Below are 18,806 nucleotides of genomic sequence, written 5' to 3' on the forward strand. Positions count from 1 at the left end.
GCGCGGTGTGGCACCCTGCGGCCATGGTGATCCTCGACGCGCCCGCGACCGCACCCGCCCCGGTCTCCGACCGCCTCCGGTACGACCGCGCCACCGCCCACCTGGACGGGCCGGTGGCCGTCGTGGACCTCGCCGCGTTCGACGCGAACGCCGCCGACCTGGTCCGCCGGGCCGGCGGCAAGCCGATCCGGCTGGCCAGCAAGTCGATCCGCTGCCGGGCGCTGCTGGAACGGGCCCTGGCCGTGGACGGCTTCCTCGGGGTGATGAGCTTCACCCTGGACGAGTCGCTCTGGCTGGCCCGCACCGGCGTCCGCGACATCCTGCTCGCCTACCCCTCCGCCGACCGGGCCGGCTACGCCGAACTGACCGCCGACCCGGAGGCCGCCCGCGAGATCACCGTCGTCCTGGACGACCCGGCCCAGCTGGACCTGATCGACGCGGCCCGCGGCGGCGACGCCGAGGTGCGGGTCTGCCTGGAGCTGGACACCTCGCTGCAGCTGCTCGGCGGCCGGGTCCGGGTCGGCGCCCGGCGCTCGCCGCTGCGCACCCCCGAGGACCTCGGCGCCTTCGCCGAACTCGTCCAGCGCCGCCGGGGCTTCCGGGTCGTCGGCCTGATGGCGTACGAGGGGCACGTCGCCGGGGTGGGCGACCGGGTGCCCGGCCGGCCGGTGCGCTCGCAGCTGATCCGGCTGATGCAGGCCAGGTCCCGGACCGAGCTGGCCGAGCGGCGCGCGGCGGCGGTCCGACGGCTGCGGCGGGTGGCCGACCTGGAGTTCGTCAACGGCGGCGGCACCGGCAGCGTGGAGTCCACCGTGGCCGAGCGCGCCGTCACCGAGGTGGCGGCCGGCTCCGGGCTGTACCAGCCGCGGTTGTTCGACAACTACCGCTCCTTCCGGGGCCGCCCGGCCGCGCTGTTCGGCCAGCCGGTGGTGCGCCGCCCCGGCCTCGGCGTGGTGACCGTGCTCGGCGGCGGCTACCCGGCCTCCGGCGCGGCCGGCCCGGACCGCTCGCCGGTGCCGTACCTGCCGGCCGGGCTGCGCTACGACCCGATGGAGGGCGCCGGGGAGGTGCAGACCCCGCTGCTCGGCTCGGCCGCGGACGACCTGCTGATCGGCGACCGGGTCTGGTTCCGGCACGCCAAGGCGGGCGAGCTGTGCGAGCGCTTCGCCGAGCTGCACCTGGTCGAGGGCGACCGGGTCGTGCGGACGGTGCCGACGTACCGGGGCGAGGGGAAGACGTTCCTCTGACGCTTCGTCCGCCTTTGCCCTACCGTGGTGGCGACACTGCGAACGTGAAGGGGGCGGCATGGACGCCGAGCTCGTGCAGGAGATGGTGAGGTCCGGGGCGACCTCGGTGGCCGGACTGATGGCCACGGCCGCCTGGAACCAGGCCAGTTCGCGGATCGCCCGGCTGTTCGGGCGCGGCGAGCGGGACGAGGAGGCGAGCGCCGAGCTGGAGGTGATCCGCGCCGAGGTGCTGGAGGCCGACGGCGACGAGGAGGTCCTGGCCGACCAGGCCGCCGCCCTTCGCAACCGGCTGCGCGCGCTGTTCCGGACGAACCCGCAGGCGGCCGAGGAACTCTTCGACATCCTCAGGGAGTTCCTGCCCGGGCAGTTCGAGAAGGCGCCCGGCGGGACCTACATCATCAACACCATCAGCGGCAGCTCGACCGTCAACAGCGATCTCGTGATCCAGGCCGGCATCATCCACGACATGCGGCACTGACCTTTCCGGAGCCTTAACGGGGCCCGATGGAACGGCTAACCACGGCCGTCCGTCGGGCCTTTGTCCTGCTCCGGGGCCTACAGTCCGTCAACAAGCACAGTACGCGCGGCTATTGCCTTCTGGTCCAGACCAATCCTACGCTCTGGCCGGGAGCCGCGCGCCGGGCCGGCGGCTCCCGAACGGGCAGGCGTGCCCGTTCCCCCACGCACGCCCGGAACGACGGTCAAGGAGTCCCCACCCCATGTCCATCAAGCGAAGTGTCCTGTCCGTCGGCGTGATCGGCGCCGCGGTCGTCGCGGTGGCCGGTGCCACCGCCGGCACCGCCAGCGCCCACGGCACGATGACCAACCCCGTGAGCCGGGTCGCCGCCTGCTACGCCGAGGGCCCCGAGCACCCGGTGTCCCAGATCTGCAAGGACCTCGTCGCCGCGAGCGGCACCCAGCCGCTGTACGACTGGAACGAGGTCAACATCGCCAACGCCAACGGCAACCACCAGGCGCTGATCCCGGACGGCAAGCTCTGCTCGGCCAACCGCGACAAGTACGCGGCGCTGGACTGGCCGCGCACCGACTGGCCGGCCACCGCGGTGAAGTCCGGCGCCTTCACCTTCCAGTTCCGCACCACCGCGCCGCACGTCGGCACCCAGACCGTCTACATCACCAAGGCGGGCTACGACCCCACCAAGCCGCTGAAGTGGTCGGACCTCGACCCGACCCCGGTGGCCAAGGTGCAGGTCGACCGCAACGCCGTCAACGGTTCCTACAGCTACTCCGGCACCCTGCCGCAGCGCACCGGCCGCCAGGTGCTGTACACGGTGTGGCAGCGCAGCGACAGCCCGGAGGCCTTCTACGCCTGCTCCGACGTCGACTTCGGCGCCTCCGCCACCGCCGCGTCGGCGCTCACCGCCCAGGCCCCGGCCGCGCCCAGCGACGCCCAGATCGCGGCCGACGCCTCCAAGTCCACGGTCGCCCACCACGGCCACGGCGGGGACCCGGACTCCCCGGCCGGCCAGGTGATCCCGACCGCCTCGGCGGCCGTGGGCGGTACCTCGGCCACCGGTCCGCTGCTGCTCGCGGGTGCCGCCGCGATCAGCGTCGGCTGGGCCGGCATGGTGCTCCGGCGCCGTCGCGTCGAGGCTGTTCGACGCGACTCCTGACGCCGGGCGCGGGACCGGGCCGGCCACACCCCCGTCCGGCCCGGTTCCCGCGGCACCACCCCGCGTACGAGCGAACGGCGGCGGCCCACCCGGAGGGTTCCCTCCCGGGTGGGCCGCCGCCGTGTGAGGAGCGCGGTGCTCAGGTGGTGGTGCCCCCGGCGCCGCCGGCGCCCGCACCGGACCCGCCGGACCCGGGCAGCCCCGGGATGGTCGGCAGCTTGCCCTTGTAGTCGGTGATGCCCTTGACGATGGTGTCCATCACCGCGACGTCCGGCGACTTGTCGGCGATGTCGAAGCCGAAGTGCACCGAGACCAGCGACTTCCCGTCGGCGGACGGGAAGACCACGGTCTGCACGTAGCCGTTGTTGCCCTTGGGCGTGTCCACCTTCCAGCGGACCAGGTAGCCGTCCTGGCCGTTGACCTTCACGGCCTCGGACTTGAGCTCCTGGTGCCCGGTGACGTCGCCGTACGCGGCCTTGGCGGCCGCCGCGATGTCGGCCTTGGCCGCCGCCTGGGCGTCGGTGCCGCCGCCGTCGATCCGGCCGGTGTTGGCCCCGCCGAGGGAGCAGGTGCTCTTGCCGTCCACGCAGGTGTACGAGCCGACGCTGAGCATGGCGTAGCCGTCGGTGGTGGTGCCGGCCTCCCAGCCGTCCGGGACCGGCAGGGTGAGCTTGTTGACCACGTCGATCGCCTGGTCGGTGCTCGGGCGGGTCTTGCCGCCGCCGTTGCCGTTCCCGCCGCCGCCCTTCCCGCCGTTCCCGCCGTTGCCCCCGTTGCCGCCCTTGCTGTCCCCGCCCCCACCGTTGCCGGGGTCGCCGAAGCCCGGGAGGCCGCCCCACGGGCCGTAGCCGCCGCCCTGCGGGGCCGGGCGGGCGCTGCGCGGGGCGCGGTCGCTGTGGCCGTCCACCGCGAGGTAGGTGACCCCCGCGCCGACGGCCAGGCCGAGCAGGGCGGCGACGGTGGTCGCCAGCACCAGCTTGGAGGGCTTGCGCCGGGGCTTGCGCGGCGGCCCGGCGGGCGAGCCGTAGGCGGCGCCGAAGGGCGGCGGCTCCGGGTAGCGGACGGTCGGGCCGCTCTCCAGCACCTCGCCCTCCAGCACCGTGGTCTGCCCGGCCGCTCCCGGCCCCGGGGCCGCGGCGGCCGTCGGCTCCGCCTCCGGGGCCTGCGGTGCCGGGGCGTCCGAGGGTGCGGGCCGGGTGTCGGCCGTCCAGCCCTTGCCGTCCCACCACCGCTGCGGCCTCGGGTCGCCGGTGGTGTTCTTGGGGTCCGGGTACCACCCGGCGGGAATCTGCTCGCTCACGGTAGAGAATCTAAAGGCAGCCGGATAAACGCGAAATCAGCGCGGCCCGGAATTCCCGCCGTTTTCGATGAGATTCCGGTGAGAACCCCGGCTGCGACCCTTCCGCGACCCTTCCGCGACCCTTGTGCGGCCCGACCGCCGAGCCCGCGGGCGGCTACAGCGGTGTGACGTACGCCCCGGAGATGCCGCCGTCCACCAGGAACTCGCTCGCCGTGATGAACGAGGAGTCGTCGCTGGCCAGGAAGGCCACCGCGGCGGCGATCTCCTCGGCCCGGGCGAACCGGCCGAGCGGGATGTGCACCAGCCGGCGGGCGGCCCGCTCCGGGTCCTTCGCGAACAGCTCGCGCAGCAGCGGGGTGTCCACCGGCCCCGGCGAGAGCGCGTTGACCCGGATGCCCTCCCGGGCGAACTGCACGCCCAGCTCGCGGGACATCGCCAGCACCCCGCCCTTGGAGGCGGTGTAGGAGATCTGCGAGGTGGCCGCGCCCATCCGGGCCACGAAGCTGGCGGTGTTGATGATCGAGCCCCGCCCGTGCCGGCGCATGTACGGCAGCGCGGCCTTGCAGCACAGGTAGACCGAGGTCAGGTTGACCTCCTGGACCCTGCGCCAGGCGTCCAGGCCGGTGGTCAGGATCGAGTCGTCCTCGGGCGGCGAGATGCCCGCGTTGTTGAACGCGACGTCCACGCTGCCGCAGGTCTCGTACGCCTCGTCGAACAGCGCCTCGACCATGTACGGGTCGGTGACGTCGGTGTGCACGAACAGCCCGCCGACCTCCTTGGCGGCGGCCCGCCCGGTCTCCTCGTCGAGGTCGGCGCAGACCACCTTCGCGCCCTCCGAGGCGAGCCGGCGGGCGGCGGCCAGGCCGATCCCGCTGCCCGCGCCGGTGACCACGGCGGTGCGGCCGACCAGCCGTCGGCAGACGGGCTCGTCCGGCGCGGCGTGCTTCTCGCTCATCGGGCTGTCACTCCTCGCTGTGGATGAAGACGTTCTTGGTCTCGGTGAAGTGGCGCAGCGCGTCCGGCCCCAGCTCGCGGCCCACCCCGGACTCGCCGAAGCCGCCGAAGGGCGTCCAGTAGCGCACCGAGGAGTGCGAGTTGACCGACAGGTTGCCCGCCCGTACGCCCCGGGCCAGGCGCAGCGCGCGGCCGACGTCCCTGGTCCAGATCGAGCCGGACAGGCCGTAGCGGGTGGCGTTGGCCAGCCGCAGCGCGTCGGCCTCGTCGGTGAACGGCAGGACGGCGGCGACCGGGCCGAAGATCTCCTCGGTGACGGCCGGGACCTCCGGGTCCTCGGGGGCGACCACCGTCGGCGGGTACCAGTAGCCGGGCCCGTCCGGGACCTTGCCGCGGGCCAGCACCGGCAGGTCGGGGGTGAGGTAGGAGGCCACCCGGCGGACCTGGGCGGCCGAGATCAGCGGGCCGAGCTGGGTCTGCGGGTCGGTCGGGTCGCCGGTGCGCAGGGTGTCGACGGCGGGCAGCAGCAGGGCGAGGAAGTCCTCGTACACCTCGCGCTGGACCAGGATCCGGCTGCGGGCGCAGCAGTCCTGGCCGCTGTTGTCGGCGAAGGAGAGCGGGTCGGCGGCGCGGGCCAGGTCGGCGTCGGCGAAGACGATGTTGGGGCTCTTGCCGCCGAGCTCCAGGGTGACCCGCTTGGCGCGGGCGGCGCAGCGGGCGGCGACCTCCTTGCCGACGAGGGTCGAGCCGGTGAAGACGATCTTGCGGACGGCCGGGTGGTCCACCAGGGCCCGTCCGGTGGTGGCGCCCGCGCCGGGGACGGTCTGGAACAGGCCCTCGGGCAGGCCCGCCGCGAGGGCGAGTTCGGCCAGCCGCAGAGCGGTCAGCGGGGTGGCCTCGGCGGGCTTGAGCAGGACGGCGTTGCCGGCCGCCAGGGCGGGGGCGAAGCCCCAGGCGGCGATCGGCATCGGGAAGTTCCACGGCGCGATCACCCCGACCAGGCCGACCGGCTCGTGGAAGGTCACGTCCAGGCCGCCGGGGACCGGGATCTGCCGGCCGGTCAGCCGTTCCACTCCCCCGGCGGCGTACTCCAGCAGGTCCCGGACGTTGCCGGCCTCCCAGCGGGCGCTGGCCTGGAGGTGGCCGGCCTCCGCCACCTCCAGGGCGGCCAGCTCCGGGACGTGCGCCTCGACCTGGTCGGCGAACCGGCGCAGCAGCCGGGCGCGTTCACCGGGGGCCAGCGCCACCCAACCGGCCTGGGCCTTCACCGCGTGCCGGACGGCCGCGTCCAGCTGCTCGGGGGTGGTGTCGGGGACGGTGGCGAGCACCTCGCCGGTGGCGGGGTTGCGGACCGTGCTGCTCCCGGCGGTCGCGTTCGGCTCGCTCATGACTCACATCCGTTCGAAGGATCGGTAGCGCTCCCAGTCGGTGACCGCCCCGTCGTAGGCGGACTGCTCGACCCGGGCCATGTTCAGGTAGTGCTCGACCACGTCGTCGCCGAAGGCCTCGCGGGCCAGTGCGCTGTCCGCCCAGAGCCCGGCGGCCTCGCGCAGCGAGCCGGGCACCCGGGCGTACTCCTCGACCGCGTAGGCGTTGCCGAGGCAGGGCGCGGGCAGGTCCAGCTTGCGCTGCAGCCCGTGCAGGCCGGCCGCGAGCATCCCGGCCACCGCGAGGTACGGGTTGACGTCGCCGCCCGGTACCCGGTTCTCCATCCGCAGGCCGGGGCCGTGGCCGACCACCCGGTAGGCGCAGGTGCGGTTGTCCCGGCCCCAGGCGACGGCGGTCGGGGCGAAGGAGCCTGGGCGGTAGCGCTTGTAGGAGTTGATGTTCGGCGCGTACAGCAGGCTGAACTCGCGCAGCGCGACCAGCTGGCCGGCCAGGAAGTGCCGCATGGTGTCGGTCATCCGGCCGTCCCGATCGGCGAAGGCGGGGGCGCCGACGGCGTCGCGCAGCGAGAGGTGGATGTGGCAGCTGTTGCCCTCGCGCTCGTCGTACTTGGCCATGAAGGTGAGCGCGCAGCCGAGTTGGGCGGCGATCTCCTTCGCGCCGGTCTTGTAGACGCTGTGCTGGTCGCAGGTGGTGAGGGCGTCGGCGTAGCGGAAGGCGATCTCGTGCTGGCCGAGGTTGCACTCGCCCTTGGCGGACTCCACCACCAGGCCGGCGCCGGCCATCTCGGTGCGGATCCGGGACAGCAGCGGCTCGACCCGGGCGGTGCCCAGCATCGAGTAGTCCACGTTGTACAGGTTCGCCGGGGTCAGGCCGCGGTAGCCGCCCAGCCAGGCCTGCTCGTAGGTGTCGCGGAAGACCAGGAACTCCAGCTCGGTGCCGATGTCGGCGGCCAGTCCGTACTCGGCGAGCCGGGCGATCTGGCGGCGCAGCAGCTGGCGCGGGGCGGCGTCCACCGGGTGGCCGCCGTGCCGGGCGAGGTCGGCGGTGACCTGGGCGGTGCCGGGCTGCCAGGGGGTCAGCCGCAGGGTGCCGAGGTCGGGGCGCATCGCGAAGTCGCCGTAGCCGGTGGCCCAGGAGGAGAAGGCGTAGCCGTCCACGGTGTTCAGGTCGACGTCGACGGCCAGCAGGTAGTCGCAGGCCTCGGCGCCGTGCTCGGCCACCTCGTCGAGGAAGAACCGGGCGGCGAAGCGCTTGCCCTGGAGGCGCCCCTGCATGTCGGTGAAGGCGAGCGCGACGGTGTGCACCTCACCGGTGTCCACCAGGGCGCGCAGCCGGTCCAGGGTCAGCGGCGGCCGGGGCGGCGAGCCCGCGGCGGCCCGTTCGGGCGTTTCGGACATACCGAACCCTCCTCCTCGATCACTCTTCGAGATCAAACGGTCACAGCGAACCGTACGGCCTGCGACTCGCGGGGCGGAAGAGGGCGGGTGGGTGTCGGGCGCCCGTGGCGCGCCGACGCGCGTGGCTGACGGTGGATCAGGTGCTCCGGGGGGAGAATGCGCGCCATGGATCGCAGGCCTTTGATCGGCGTCAGCACCTACCTGGTGGACGCGAGTTGGAGCGATTGGCGGGGCCGCCGGGTGGCCCTGCTGCCCGAGCGGTACACCGCGCAGGTCCGGGACTCCGGCGGGATCGCGGTCCTGCTGCCGCCGGACGTCCCGGAGCGCGCCCCGGAGGTGCTGGCCCGGCTGGACGGCCTGGTGATCGCGGGCGGGCCGGACATCGACCCGGCGTACTACGGGGAGCCGGCCCACCCGGCGACGGAGGTGGACTCGCCGGAGCGGGACGCCTGGGAGGTCGCGCTGCTGCGGTCGGCGCTGGCGGCGGGGATGCCGCTGCTGGCGGTCTGCCGGGGGATGCAGGTCCTGAACGTGGTGTGCGGCGGGACGCTGGTGCAGCACCTGCCGGACGTGGTGCCGGTGGACGTGCACGGCGGCTCGCCCGGGTGCTACGGCTCGCACCTGGTGCGGCCGGTGCCGGGGACGCTGCTGGGCGGGCTGCTGCCGGAGAGCGAGCTGGAGGTGCCGACCTTCCACCACCAGGCCGTCGACCGGGTGGGGGCGGGCCTGCGGGTGAGCGCCCACGCGCCGGACGGGACGGTGGAGGCGGTGGAGGGGCCGGGGTTCGCGCTCGGGGTGCAGTGGCACCCGGAGCAGGGGGACGACCTGCGGCTGATGCGGGCCCTGGTCCGGGCGGCCACCGCGGCGGTCCTCGACGCGATGGCGCTGGGGTAGATCAACTGGGCACGGCGGAACGGGAGTTCGGGAGGCCGGTCGGGTGCGGAGTGAGCCGGATCCGGCCGCCCGGACGGGAACGACAACGGTCACCAGTACAACCTTTGGATCTTTGTCGATTCTGCGGTTCACTTCGGTTGCGGGGCGGTCGTATCGCGCCCCCTTTCCCACCCGTGCGCCCAGAGAGGACTTCCATGGCCGGGCACGAGCACTCGCACGATGATCATGCGCATGACCAGAGGCACTCGCCCTCGCACTCGCACGGCTCCGGGGGGCACGCGCATGGTTCGGGCGGGCACTCCCACGGCTCCGGGGGGCACTCCCACGGCTCCGGGGGACACGGCGGCCACTCGCACGGCGTCGCCGCCGACGCGGACCGCCGCTGGCTGCTCAGTGCCCTCGCCCTGATCGTCGTCTTCATGGCCGGCGAGGTCGTGGTCGGCTTCGCCGCCCAGTCCCTGGCCCTGATCTCGGACGCGGCGCACATGCTCACCGACGCCGCCTCGATCGTGCTCGCGCTGATCGCCATGCGGCTCGCCGCCCGCCCGGCCCGGGGCGGCTACACCTACGGCCTCAAGCGCGCCGAGATCCTCTCCGCGCAGGCCAACGGGGTCACCCTGCTGGTGCTGTCGGCCTGGCTGGGCTACGAGGCGGTCACCCGGCTGTTCGAGCCGCCGCAGGTCACCGGCTCGCTGGTGCTGATCACCGCGCTGATCGGGATCGTCGTCAACCTCGCGGCCACCTGGTGCATGTCCAAGGCCAACCGCAGCTCGCTGAACGTCGAAGGCGCCTTCCAGCACGTCCTGACCGACCTGTACGCCTTCATCGCCACCGCCGTCGCCGGCGCGATCGTGCTGACCACCGGCTTCGCCCGGGCCGACGCCATCGCCTCGCTGATCGTCGTCGCACTGATGCTCAAGGCCGGCATCGCGCTGGTCCGGGACTCCGGACGCATCTTCCTGGAGGCCGCCCCGGCCGGGATCGACCCGGACGCGGTCGCCGACCGGATGGTCACCGAACCGCTGGTCGAGGAGATCCACGACCTGCACATCTGGGAGATCACCTCCGGCCAGCCCGCCCTGTCCGCGCACATCCTCGTCACCCCCGGCGGCGACTGCCACGCGGTGCGGCGCTCCCTGCAGCGCCGGCTCTCGGACGAGTACGGCATCACCCACTCCACCCTCCAGGTCGACCACGTCGGCGAGGACGAGGCCGGCGCGCTGCTGCAGATCGCCACCCCGCCCGACTCCACCGCCGCCCCCAACGGCGCCTCCGCCGCCTCCTCCGCCGCCGAGCACTGCGCCGACTCCCACGGCCCGGTCCACCGCGCCGGACCGCACGAGCACTGAGAACCGGCGGTCCGTCACCCCCGTACGGCATGATCTGAGACGTGACCGCACCGCGACTGATGCTGCTCGACTCCGCCAGCCTGTACTTCCGGGCCTACTACGGCGTACCGGACACCCTGCGCTCGCCGCAGGGTGAGCCGGTCAACGCCGTCCGCGGCCTGCTGGACTTCATCGCCCGGCTGGTCCACGACCACCGGCCCGACCAGCTGGTCGCCTGCATGGACGCTGACTGGCGCCCGCAGTGGCGGGTCGACCTCGTCCCCTCCTACAAGACCCACCGGGTCGCCGAGGCCGCCGAGGACGGCGAGGAGGAGGTGCCCGACACCCTGGCCCCGCAGGTCCCGGTGATCGAGCAGGTGCTGGATGCCCTCGGCATCGCCCGGGTCGGCTCCCCCGGTTACGAGGCGGACGACGTGATCGGCACCCTCACCGCCCGCGCCACCGGCCCGGTGCAGATCGTCACCGGCGACCGCGACCTCTTCCAACTGGTCGACGACGCCCGCGGGATCACCGTGCTCTACCCGGTCAAGGGCATGGGCAACCTCCAGGTCACCGACGACGCGCTGCTCCAGGAGAAGTACGGCGTACGCGGCGCCCAGTACGCCGACATGGCCGCCCTGCGCGGAGACCCGTCCGACGGCCTGCCCGGCGTCAAGGGCATCGGCGAGAAGACCGCCGCCCAACTGATCAACGAGTACGGCGACCTCCCGGCCATCCGCGCCGCCGCCCTCGACCTCGGCTCCAAGCTCACCCCGGCCCGCCGCCGCAACATCGTCGAAGGCGCCGCCTACCTCGACGTCGCCCCCACCGTCGTCCGCGTCGCCCCCGACGCCCCCCTCCCGGACTTCGACCCCACCCTCCCCCGCGAACCCCTCTACCCCATGACCCTGGAGGAACTCTCCACCCGCTGGGGCCTCGGCACCTCCCTCGACCGCCTCCTGGAATCCCTCGCCACCCGCTGACCCCGATTCCACCCCGGGGCCCGCACGTTCGCCTCGAACGCGCGGGCCCCTGCCCTACCGGCCGTGGTGCGCCAGGCCGCCGGGGTCGGTGAGGGCGCCGCGGATGCCTGCGGCGGGGTAGGGGATGAGGTCGTCGGGCAGGCCGTCCTCGGCGAACCAGCGCAGGTCCAGGCACTTCTCGGGCTCGCGGTTGACGGGCTCCCCCTGCCACTCGGTGGCGAGGTAGAACAGTCCGAGGCGCAGGGCCGCCGGGCCCTGGTGGTGCAGAACGGTGTAGGCGAGGCGGAGGCGGGCCGGGTCGGTCGTGATACCGGTCTCCTCCTCCAGTTCGCGGGCGGCGCCGTGGACGGGCTTCTCGCCGGGGTCGAGTTTGCCGCTGGGGGCGTGCCACTGGCCGTAGCCGTAGGGGCCGCCGCGCTGGGAGAGCAGGATCTTGCCGTCCGGGGTGCGCAGGACGACGTGGACGTCCACGATCGGGAGCGGGGCAGGGCCGATGTCGCTGATTGTGCTCATGTTCTCTCCAACTCCCGTACGGGATTTTGGTGTTGACCGTCCGGTGCGATAGCGCTTCCAGGATGGCCTGTGCGGTGTCGGGCTCCGTGGTCAGCAGGACTGCGAGGTCGGGACGTCCGCGCCCTTGTCGGCGGCGAGGAGGATGTCGGATTCCACACCCTTGGCACTCTGGAGGACGAGGCCGAAGGGCAGGTGCCAGCCCAACAGTTTCGGAGCCCAGCGGCCTCGCTCGACCCGAGCGAGGCCGCAAAGCCCTGTCGCCGGGGCCGACCACTCAGGCGGCGGCACCGTACTCGCGCGTCAGCCTTCGGACTTCGGCGTCCTTGAAGGCCAGTACCTCCTCCACGATCCCGCTCTTCGGCAACTCGGCCACGGGCACGCAGAGGTCCATCCGCTGAATGCAGACGCCCACCATGTACTCCCCCTGATCGGTGAGGTACAGGCGGATGCCGTAGTAGCCCTCCTCGCAGTCCGTGTCGTTGTTGAACCGGCACGACGCGCAGGTGTCGGGGAGCCGCACGGGCAGCAGCCGCTTGACGTACACCGCCCGGCTGCCGAGCGCCCGGTAGAGGGTGCGCTCGTCGGAGGTCCCGGCGGTGAACGTCCGGAGCACCGGTTCCGCGCCGACCCGGGCCAGCACTTCGGAGATCGCCGCGACCGACTCCGGCCCGTCCTGGACGCTGGTGAGCATCCGCACGTCCGCGAACTGGCCGTACGACTCGACCAGGTTGACGACCCGGCCGACGTGGGCCATTCCGGGGACGACGATGTTCACGGAGACCTTCACGCCGTTGGAGACGGCGGCACGGATGGTCTGCTCCGCCGCCCGGATCTTCGCCTCGGCCAGACCCGGCGTCCTGAAGCGCTCGGACTGAACGACCCGGAGTTCTGCGGCGGTCGTACCGAAGACCGACACGTTGACTCGGCCGAGTCCGGCCGCGGAGCACTCCGCCATCACCTGCCGGCCGCGTTCCCCGTTGCTGGTCATCCCGACGCTCAACCCCATGCCGGTGAGTGCCGCGACCAGCGCGGGCACCTCCGTGTGAAGGGTGGGCTCCCCACCCGTGAGGTGAACCTCGTGGGCGTCGAACGCCCTCGCCACGGTTCGCACCGCCCGCCGGAAGGACGCGTCCGGGGCCATCCTCGCGGCAAGGAAGCCGACCCCGTTCGTCTCGCTGTAGATCGACACACGCCCGGTCCTGCCCGGGCCCGCGACGAAGGGCAGTTCGGCGCGGCCTCGATTGTCGGCGGTGACCGGCGTTCCCTCGTTGTGGCAGAACGTGCAGGCCAGCCCGCAGTCGTCGATCACCTTGATGCGGATCGTCCTGTCCCGGACGACCCTGATCGCCGGACGATGGGTAGCTGACAAGGCTTGTCTCCTGTCACTCGAACGTGAGCCGGGGAATCGCTTCGATGTCGATCCCGTACCGGCGGTAGACCTTGGTGGTGTTCTCGCTCGTCAGCTCCTCCAGGGGGAGCTTGAGCGCGAGGGCGGTCGCGTGGACGTGTTCGGCGCTGTCGCCCTCGATCTCGAGGTAGGGGGGAATCAGCGGCCAGTGGTCGATCTCGACGGCCGCGCCGCTGAGCGTCCAGGAGGACCGACGGTTCTCCTGGTACGCCTTCGGCTGGTAGCCGAGCTTGCCGAGGAGTGTGTTCGCGGCGTCGAAGTCACCGACGGTCGTCTCCGTCTCGGTCACGCCGTCGATCGCGTCGGAGTGGATCTCCTTGACGCACAGGGTGACGTCGGTGCCCGTGTCACGCAGCCGGACCCACGCTCCCGGCCGGCCGGGGATGTCGTAGACGTAGCGGCGCTGGAAGCGGTCGACCACGTGCTCGGCCCCGGCCCCGGCCAGGAGCACGCGGATCTCCTCCGGATCGACGTCGAGGATCTTCGCTTCGAACTCAGTTGCGGTCATGGGGAATTGCCTTCCTCGATGCGGTGCGGGCATACGAGCGCACGGTATCGGCGATGCTGCGAGCCACCTCGCCAGGCGTGCGGTCGGTGCCGTCGACCCGCAGCAGTCCGAACGCCCGGTACACGCGGGAGCTTTCGGCCACGTTCGGCTCCTCCCGCCGGTGCCAGGAACTCAGCGTTCCCAGCTCGGCCCGCCGGCGAAGCCGCTCCTGGCGGACGCGTTCGCCCACCTCCAGCAGAATCGGCACGTGCGGGAGGAGGACTCCCTCCGGGTACTCCGGCGCGCAGTCGTGACCCATCGCCCTGTGCGTGGCGATGGTGCGCGGGAAGTAGGAATCGACCACCACGGTCCGGCCCGCCCCGACAACCGCGCGAGCGGTCTCGGACTTGATGTGATTGGCCATCATCCACCAGTGGAACCGCGCCGCCAGGATGTCGGCGGCGTCCACCTCCGCACGCATGCGGGGGAAGGTCGGCAAGGTGTCGTCCGTGAGGTGGACGCCGTCAACGAGGGCCGCGACCAGCGGGGCGACCGTGGTCTTCCCGCTCGCGCTGAGACCGTCGATGGTGATGAAGAATCCTCGGGTCACGTCCATGTGAACTCCGTTTCCTGGTTCGGGCTTTCATCGCGGACCCCAGTTCCACGGGACCGGGTGGGCGCCGCGCAGGCACGCGATGCGGTGGGCGGCCTCCTGGCGGATGTTGGCGTCGAGATGGGCGCGGCGGACCGTGTTCATCGCCGCACTGAGGACAACGATGTCGCGTACGACCTGGTAGCCGGACCAGGCTCCGATGTAGGGGTGGTCCGGGAGCCGATCCTCCCGCTCGTAGGAGAGGTAGGTGTCGGCGTAGGTGCGGTGGTCCTGACGCGGGCCGGTGAGCAGTTCGGAGCGCCAGCGGGCGGCGACGAGGTCCCACTCTCGATGGCCTCGTCGGAGCGGGCGGCGCAGCAGGAGTCCGACGTGGACTCCGTCGTCATGGCAGGGGACCATGCCGAGGGCGCCGAGGACGACGGTTTCCGGTGTCGGCCAGTCGAGGTAGTCCCACTCTTCTCGCAGTTGGGCGGCGCGTTCACGCAGGAACCGGCGGGCGGAGTCGTCCAGCGGCGCGTCGTCCAAGCCGTCCAGCAGGTGGGCGAACGGGTCGTGCTCCCGCAGCCACGGGGCCGCCTCGGGGCCGATGCGGTGGGTGAGGGCGGTCACCCACGCGGAGAGGGACGTGTCGGCGCTCGGCTTCCCTGGGTCCTGCCAGAAGGTCACGGCCTGGCCGTCGACGGCCGCGCGGACCTCGGTGTAGTAGGCGGAGGTGACGGGGAGCAGGTGCTCCCGGAGGAACTGCGCGCCCTTGATGAGCGCCCAGGCCTCGTCCACATCCGGGTGGACGATGGCGAGTGCGCGCGAGCGCGAGCCGAGCGACCACAGGTGGTTCGGGCTGTCGCTGAGCAGCTCGGCTTTCGCGGGGTCGTCGCCGGTGGCCACGCAGGCCTGCGCCAGGGCCTCGTAGGAGGCCGCGATGTCCAGTCTGCGGGCGGGGCTGATGGTCTTGAGCAGCTTTCCGGTTCGCGTTCCGACGCTCACGACGCAGTCCTCGGGTACGGAGTGGACGGATGGACGGCGAGGGAGGTCGGTCCGTCCCGTACAGCGGCGTCCGAGTGCAGTACCCCCGCCTGCCGACTGATCTGATCGACCACAGCGGCCACCGGACGCACCGGATCGGGCAGTTCGATCTCGGCCCAGATCTCCTTGCCTCCTGCAGGAAGATTCTCGACGCCGAACCGGGACGCGACCCCCATGACCAGCCCCAGCCCGCGGCCGCAGGTCGCGTCGGTGCTCGCCGGCCGGCATTCGGGCCGTCCGCCACCCGGGTCTGCCACGGACACGCGCAGCACACCCGAGGTGTGCGCCAGAGAGGCCGTCAGCTTCACGTCCGGTCGGTCGCCGCCGCAGCCGTGCAGAACGGCGTTGGTGCCGAGTTCGGACAGGACGAGCTGCACGTCGTCCAGCATGTCGCCGCACCGCCGGCCCCCCAGGCCGAACCCGAACAGCGGCATGGCCGCCTTGGCCCAGCGGCGGAGCTCGCCGATCTGCTCCCGTTCGGCGGGGAACTTCATCGTGATGATGCGTGATCCGGATTCCATGGAGGCGCCTCATTCGCTCGGGCCAGGGCTGTCGGGAGGCAAGCCGTACTGCTGGCCGGGGGTGACGGAGCATTCGCAGTGCGGCCTGTGACTGCCTTGCACGAACAGCAAACCGCCAGAGATGGCTGGGAGTAAGCTCTTGGCGACTGTCCGTTGTTAAACCGGTTAAACGGCATCGCCAGGAGACCCCCGTGGGGCGCACTCGCCAACCCAATGAGCAGTTGGGCTGTCTGATCCGGGAAGCCGGTCGGCCGAACGAGGCCCTCGCCCGGGCCTTATGCGCTGTCGCGGCCCACCACAACGACCCGGCGCGGCCGAGTCGGGTGTCCGTGACGCAGTGGGTCCGCCAGGGTGTGAGACCCTCCGGGGACATCCCGCAGTACCTCGCAGAGGTGCTCACCAACTGGCTGAACCGGGACGTCACCCTGGCGGCGATGGGGCTCGGAGACGATCAACCCGACCTGCGCGCCTGGGGCTTGGATACGCTGAAGGCCCTGGCGGCTCTTGGACGGATCGACGTTGACGTGGAACGCAGACAGCTCCTCCGCACGCTCACGTACTCGCTCGGAGCGCTGAACATCCCCCCCGACAGCTGGTGGGAGAGCATGGCCCGCACCGACGACCGCGGCATCACGCAGCGCCGCGCCGGCCAGGCCGACGTCAACGCCGTCCGGGAGATGACGGGACTCTTCTCCCGACTCGACCAGCGCCGTGGCGGCGGCCACGGACGAACAGCGGTCGCGCAGTACCTCCTTACGGACGTCGGAGACTTCCTCCAAGGCACCTTCGCCTCCGACCAGGTACGGCGGGAGATGTTCTCGGCAGCCTCCGAACTCGCCTACCTGGCCGGGTGGACGGCGTTCGACAACGGCGAGCACCCCACCGCCCAGCACTACTACACCGTCGCCGTGAAACTGGCGGCCGAGGCCGACGACCCCGCGATGGCCGGCCACGTCCTGCGTGCCATGGCCCATCAAGCGGTCGACCTCCAAAAGCCCCACCACGCCGTCAGGGTCGCCGAGGCATCCATGGCCGGCGACAGGTACGGGCTCGCCAGCCCGCGCGAGCGTTCGCTGCTCGGCGTCGTCCACGCACGCGCCCTGGCCTCCGCGGGACGTACCACTGAGGCGAACGCCGCGCTGCTCCAGGCCGAACGCGATCTGTCCGCGGCCTCCCCCGGCGACGACGAGCCGGCCCGGGTGTTCTTCTTCGGGGAAGCGTCCTTGGCGCACGAGACGGCATCGACACTGCGAGACCTCGGCGACCTGGAAGGTGCGGCAAGAGAGTTCGCCCGCAGCGTCGCGACTCGCAAGGCCTCCTCCTTCACCAGGACTCACGCCGTCACGCTCGGCCATCTGGGCCTCGTCAAGGCCCGGCAGCACTCCATCGACGAGGCCTGCACGATCTGGTCCGATTCACTCGACGCCATGCAGACCGTTCGATCTGCCCGTACCCGCGATGTCGCGCTGCGGATCCGCAGCGCACTGTCTCCCTACCGCGGACGGAGGGTGGCGACCATCGACGCCGTCGACAGGCGCGCTGCCGAGTACTTGGCAGCCACCATCTGACCCGTCGCCCAAGCGCGGTCCGTTCCAAGGAGAGGAAACACATGAGTGACGTCTTCAGCGTGGAAGCGCTCGGGCACGTTGTAGGAGGTCGAACGGAACCGACCGACGACTACTGGGGAGGGACGCGCGCCATCATCCGGCTCGACGGAGACAGATTCCCGCTCGACGCGACGAAGGGGCTGGAGGAGTTCTCCCACCTCGACGTGATCTTCCGGTTCCACAGGACCGACCCGACCGATCTGAACTTCGGCGCGCGCCGCCCCCGGGACAACCCGGACTGGCCCGAGGTCGGTGTGTTCGGCCACCGGAACATGCGGCGCTTCAACTGGCTCGGGTCCTCCCGCTGTCGGCTCGTGAAGGTCGACGGCCTGGACCTGCACGTCGAGGACCTGGACGCCATCGACGGCACCCCGGTCCTCGAAGTGAAGCCCTGGTTCGAGGAGTTCGGCCCGCGGGGAGAAGTCCGCCAACCCACGTGGACCAGCGAGATGCTCCGCGACTACTTCGCCCCGGCGCCGCCCACGGTCTGACCGGCGGCATTGGCTCGTTCGCGTCGGCTGTCTCTTCTCCACGAGAAATCGACTGGGCCGACTTCCTGCGCAACGCTGTTGAGGCCCAGCGGCGAGGCGAAGCCGAAGCCGCACAGGAGGTGGAAGGTGACGGGTGAAGCGCCATGGCCGAAGGCTTGGCGCTTCACCCGTCTTCACCGTCTGACCGACCACGCGACTGCCGGGGAGGGGCTCGCCCTGCTGGACAGGGCCGAGGTGCTGGCGGACACGTACGGTACGACCCACCAGCGAAGGAGCATCCGAGGCATCCGGTCCGGATTCCAGCGGGCACGGTGCCTTCAGTGAGCGGGAGAAGAACGTGGCGGACACTCAGCAGCGCGAGATCACCGACCGACAGTGGGCGGACGCCACGCTGATCTGGGAATACCACCAGATGGGGCACGAGCGGCGGCCCTGCGATGTGGCGATCGGTCTGGGCTGCCACGACCTCGGAGTGGCAGCCCAGACGGCAGCCCTGTACCTGGACGGCCTGGTGCGGAAGATCGTGTTCACGGGCGGGCCGAACCCGTCCCGGCCGGAGCTCTTCCCCCGAGGTGAGGCCGTGCACTTCACTGAGCACGCCATCGCCCTCGGGGTCCCCGAGCATGCGATCCACCAGGAGCCCCGCGCCCGCAACACCGGGCAGAACATCCAGTTCTCCCGTGACGTCCTGGAGGCCGCCGGCATCGAGGCACGGTCGGTGCTGCTCGTGACCATGCCGTACATGGAGCGCCGGGCGTTCGCGACATGCCGCAAGGTGTGGCCGGAGGCCGAGGTGGTGTGCGCCTCGACCCCGATGAGCCTGAACGACTACGTGAAGAGCATCGGCGACGACAAGCTCGTGATCGACAGCCTCGTGGGCGACCTCCAGCGGGTGATCGAGTACCCGAGGCGCGGGTTCGCCGTTGCACAGGAGGTTCCGGAGACGGTTCATGATGCGTACCAGCGGCTTCTGGCCGACGGATTCGACAGCAAGACCCTCAACTGACGCGGCGCCGC

General features: G+C 71.9%; 19 protein-coding genes. 9 read left to right on the forward strand and 10 right to left on the reverse strand.

What is annotated here, in order from left to right; genetic code table 11:
* Positions 1-23 precede the first annotated feature (23 nt).
* From ACWDD9_RS05820 to ACWDD9_RS05830, 3 genes are all read left to right on the forward strand, one after another.
* A complete protein-coding gene (locus ACWDD9_RS05820) occupies positions 24-1,247 on the forward strand; it encodes an amino acid deaminase/aldolase (RefSeq protein ID WP_074002345.1) in 1,224 nt (407 codons plus the stop codon).
* A 58-nt stretch (positions 1,248-1,305) separates the two neighbouring features.
* Entirely contained in the window at positions 1,306-1,725 is a 420-nt protein-coding gene (locus tag ACWDD9_RS05825) for a hypothetical protein (RefSeq protein WP_049649875.1), read from the forward strand.
* 241 nt (positions 1,726-1,966) lie between these two features.
* Positions 1,967-2,881: a lytic polysaccharide monooxygenase auxiliary activity family 9 protein gene (locus tag ACWDD9_RS05830; RefSeq protein WP_449810867.1), complete on the forward strand. Its 915-nt coding sequence runs from the start codon at positions 1,967-1,969 to the stop codon at positions 2,879-2,881.
* A gap of 139 nt (positions 2,882-3,020) precedes the next feature.
* On the opposite strand, the gene ACWDD9_RS05835 is transcribed toward ACWDD9_RS05830, so the two are convergent.
* From ACWDD9_RS05835 to ACWDD9_RS05850, 4 genes are all read right to left on the reverse strand, one after another.
* Positions 3,021-4,181 carry a DUF2510 domain-containing protein gene (locus tag ACWDD9_RS05835; RefSeq protein ID WP_449810868.1) on the reverse strand — a complete coding sequence of 387 codons (1,161 nt, stop codon included), beginning with the start codon at positions 4,179-4,181 and terminating at the stop codon, positions 3,021-3,023.
* Between the two features lie 154 nt (positions 4,182-4,335).
* On the reverse strand, positions 4,336-5,136 hold the full coding sequence (locus tag ACWDD9_RS05840) for a 3-oxoacyl-ACP reductase (protein ID WP_049649878.1): 801 nt from the start codon (positions 5,134-5,136) through the stop codon (positions 4,336-4,338).
* Between the two features lie 7 nt (positions 5,137-5,143).
* Positions 5,144-6,523 carry an aldehyde dehydrogenase family protein gene (locus tag ACWDD9_RS05845; RefSeq protein WP_449810869.1) on the reverse strand — a complete coding sequence of 460 codons (1,380 nt, stop codon included), beginning with the start codon at positions 6,521-6,523 and terminating at the stop codon, positions 5,144-5,146.
* Between the two features lie 3 nt (positions 6,524-6,526).
* On the reverse strand, positions 6,527-7,921 hold the full coding sequence (locus tag ACWDD9_RS05850; protein WP_049649880.1) for a glutamine synthetase family protein: 1,395 nt from the start codon (positions 7,919-7,921) through the stop codon (positions 6,527-6,529).
* Positions 7,922-8,086: 165 nt separating this feature from the next.
* Here ACWDD9_RS05850 and ACWDD9_RS05855 point away from each other — a divergent pair, with 165 nt between their 5' ends.
* From ACWDD9_RS05855 to ACWDD9_RS05865, 3 genes are all read left to right on the forward strand, one after another.
* A complete protein-coding gene (locus tag ACWDD9_RS05855) occupies positions 8,087-8,815 on the forward strand; it encodes a gamma-glutamyl-gamma-aminobutyrate hydrolase family protein (protein ID WP_049649881.1) in 729 nt (242 codons plus the stop codon).
* A 194-nt stretch (positions 8,816-9,009) separates the two neighbouring features.
* A complete protein-coding gene (locus ACWDD9_RS05860; protein ID WP_074002341.1) occupies positions 9,010-10,164 on the forward strand; it encodes a cation diffusion facilitator family transporter in 1,155 nt (384 codons plus the stop codon).
* Between the two features lie 59 nt (positions 10,165-10,223).
* Positions 10,224-11,126: a 5'-3' exonuclease gene (locus tag ACWDD9_RS05865; protein WP_380662857.1), complete on the forward strand. Its 903-nt coding sequence runs from the start codon at positions 10,224-10,226 to the stop codon at positions 11,124-11,126.
* A 54-nt stretch (positions 11,127-11,180) separates the two neighbouring features.
* Here ACWDD9_RS05865 and ACWDD9_RS05870 read toward each other — a convergent pair whose 3' ends face one another.
* The 6 genes from ACWDD9_RS05870 to ACWDD9_RS05895 all read right to left on the reverse strand — a co-directional run bounded on the left by ACWDD9_RS05870 (position 11,181) and on the right by ACWDD9_RS05895 (position 15,691).
* Positions 11,181-11,639: an NUDIX hydrolase gene (locus ACWDD9_RS05870; protein WP_449810870.1), complete on the reverse strand. Its 459-nt coding sequence runs from the start codon at positions 11,637-11,639 to the stop codon at positions 11,181-11,183.
* A gap of 274 nt (positions 11,640-11,913) precedes the next feature.
* Positions 11,914-13,008 carry a radical SAM protein gene (locus tag ACWDD9_RS05875; protein ID WP_449810871.1) on the reverse strand — a complete coding sequence of 365 codons (1,095 nt, stop codon included), beginning with the start codon at positions 13,006-13,008 and terminating at the stop codon, positions 11,914-11,916.
* A gap of 13 nt (positions 13,009-13,021) precedes the next feature.
* Positions 13,022-13,555 (reverse strand): class IV adenylate cyclase, encoded by a 534-nt coding sequence (locus tag ACWDD9_RS05880; protein WP_449810872.1) that lies wholly within the window; start codon positions 13,553-13,555, stop codon positions 13,022-13,024.
* Positions 13,542-14,150 carry an AAA family ATPase gene (locus ACWDD9_RS05885; RefSeq protein WP_449810873.1) on the reverse strand — a complete coding sequence of 203 codons (609 nt, stop codon included), beginning with the start codon at positions 14,148-14,150 and terminating at the stop codon, positions 13,542-13,544. Before ACWDD9_RS05885 ends, ACWDD9_RS05880 begins: the two co-directional genes overlap by 14 nt.
* 27 nt (positions 14,151-14,177) lie before the next feature.
* Entirely contained in the window at positions 14,178-15,131 is a 954-nt protein-coding gene (locus tag ACWDD9_RS05890) for a hypothetical protein (protein WP_449810874.1), read from the reverse strand.
* Entirely contained in the window at positions 15,128-15,691 is a 564-nt protein-coding gene (locus tag ACWDD9_RS05895) for an ATP-binding protein (RefSeq protein WP_449810875.1), read from the reverse strand. The genes ACWDD9_RS05890 and ACWDD9_RS05895 overlap by 4 nt, the downstream gene beginning before the upstream one ends.
* A 392-nt stretch (positions 15,692-16,083) precedes the next feature.
* On the opposite strand from ACWDD9_RS05895, the gene ACWDD9_RS05900 reads away from it, so the two are divergent.
* From ACWDD9_RS05900 to ACWDD9_RS05910, 3 genes are all read left to right on the forward strand, one after another.
* Positions 16,084-17,259, forward strand: a complete 1,176-nt coding sequence (locus ACWDD9_RS05900; protein ID WP_449810876.1) for a Tat pathway signal protein — start codon at positions 16,084-16,086, stop codon at positions 17,257-17,259.
* Positions 17,260-17,300: 41 nt separating this feature from the next.
* Positions 17,301-17,789: an SAM-dependent methyltransferase gene (locus tag ACWDD9_RS05905; RefSeq protein ID WP_449810877.1), complete on the forward strand. Its 489-nt coding sequence runs from the start codon at positions 17,301-17,303 to the stop codon at positions 17,787-17,789.
* A gap of 337 nt (positions 17,790-18,126) precedes the next feature.
* A complete protein-coding gene (locus ACWDD9_RS05910; RefSeq protein ID WP_449810878.1) occupies positions 18,127-18,795 on the forward strand; it encodes a YdcF family protein in 669 nt (222 codons plus the stop codon).
* Positions 18,796-18,806: the final 11 nt, after the last annotated feature.

The sequence above is a fragment of the Kitasatospora sp. NPDC001119 genome (genome assembly GCF_053598475.1).

What these genes read in the sequence shown, in the direction of transcription:
- ACWDD9_RS05820 (WP_074002345.1), top strand. Translation starts at nt 24, where the DNA reads ATGGTGATCCTCGACGCGCCCGCGACCGCACCCGCCCCGGTCTCCGAC.
- ACWDD9_RS05825 (WP_049649875.1), top strand. Translation starts at nt 1,306, where the DNA reads ATGGACGCCGAGCTCGTGCAGGAGATGGTGAGGTCCGGGGCGACCTCG.
- ACWDD9_RS05830 (WP_449810867.1), top strand. Translation starts at nt 1,967, where the DNA reads ATGTCCATCAAGCGAAGTGTCCTGTCCGTCGGCGTGATCGGCGCCGCG.
- ACWDD9_RS05840 (WP_049649878.1), bottom strand. Translation starts at nt 5,136, where the DNA reads ATGAGCGAGAAGCACGCCGCGCCGGACGAGCCCGTCTGCCGACGGCTG.
- ACWDD9_RS05845 (WP_449810869.1), bottom strand. Translation starts at nt 6,523, where the DNA reads ATGAGCGAGCCGAACGCGACCGCCGGGAGCAGCACGGTCCGCAACCCC.
- ACWDD9_RS05850 (WP_049649880.1), bottom strand. Translation starts at nt 7,921, where the DNA reads ATGTCCGAAACGCCCGAACGGGCCGCCGCGGGCTCGCCGCCCCGGCCG.
- ACWDD9_RS05855 (WP_049649881.1), top strand. Translation starts at nt 8,087, where the DNA reads ATGGATCGCAGGCCTTTGATCGGCGTCAGCACCTACCTGGTGGACGCG.
- ACWDD9_RS05860 (WP_074002341.1), top strand. Translation starts at nt 9,010, where the DNA reads ATGGCCGGGCACGAGCACTCGCACGATGATCATGCGCATGACCAGAGG.
- ACWDD9_RS05865 (WP_380662857.1), top strand. Translation starts at nt 10,224, where the DNA reads ATGCTGCTCGACTCCGCCAGCCTGTACTTCCGGGCCTACTACGGCGTA.
- ACWDD9_RS05870 (WP_449810870.1), bottom strand. Translation starts at nt 11,639, where the DNA reads ATGAGCACAATCAGCGACATCGGCCCTGCCCCGCTCCCGATCGTGGAC.
- ACWDD9_RS05880 (WP_449810872.1), bottom strand. Translation starts at nt 13,555, where the DNA reads ATGACCGCAACTGAGTTCGAAGCGAAGATCCTCGACGTCGATCCGGAG.
- ACWDD9_RS05885 (WP_449810873.1), bottom strand. Translation starts at nt 14,150, where the DNA reads ATGGACGTGACCCGAGGATTCTTCATCACCATCGACGGTCTCAGCGCG.
- ACWDD9_RS05895 (WP_449810875.1), bottom strand. Translation starts at nt 15,691, where the DNA reads ATGGAATCCGGATCACGCATCATCACGATGAAGTTCCCCGCCGAACGG.
- ACWDD9_RS05905 (WP_449810877.1), top strand. Translation starts at nt 17,301, where the DNA reads ATGAGTGACGTCTTCAGCGTGGAAGCGCTCGGGCACGTTGTAGGAGGT.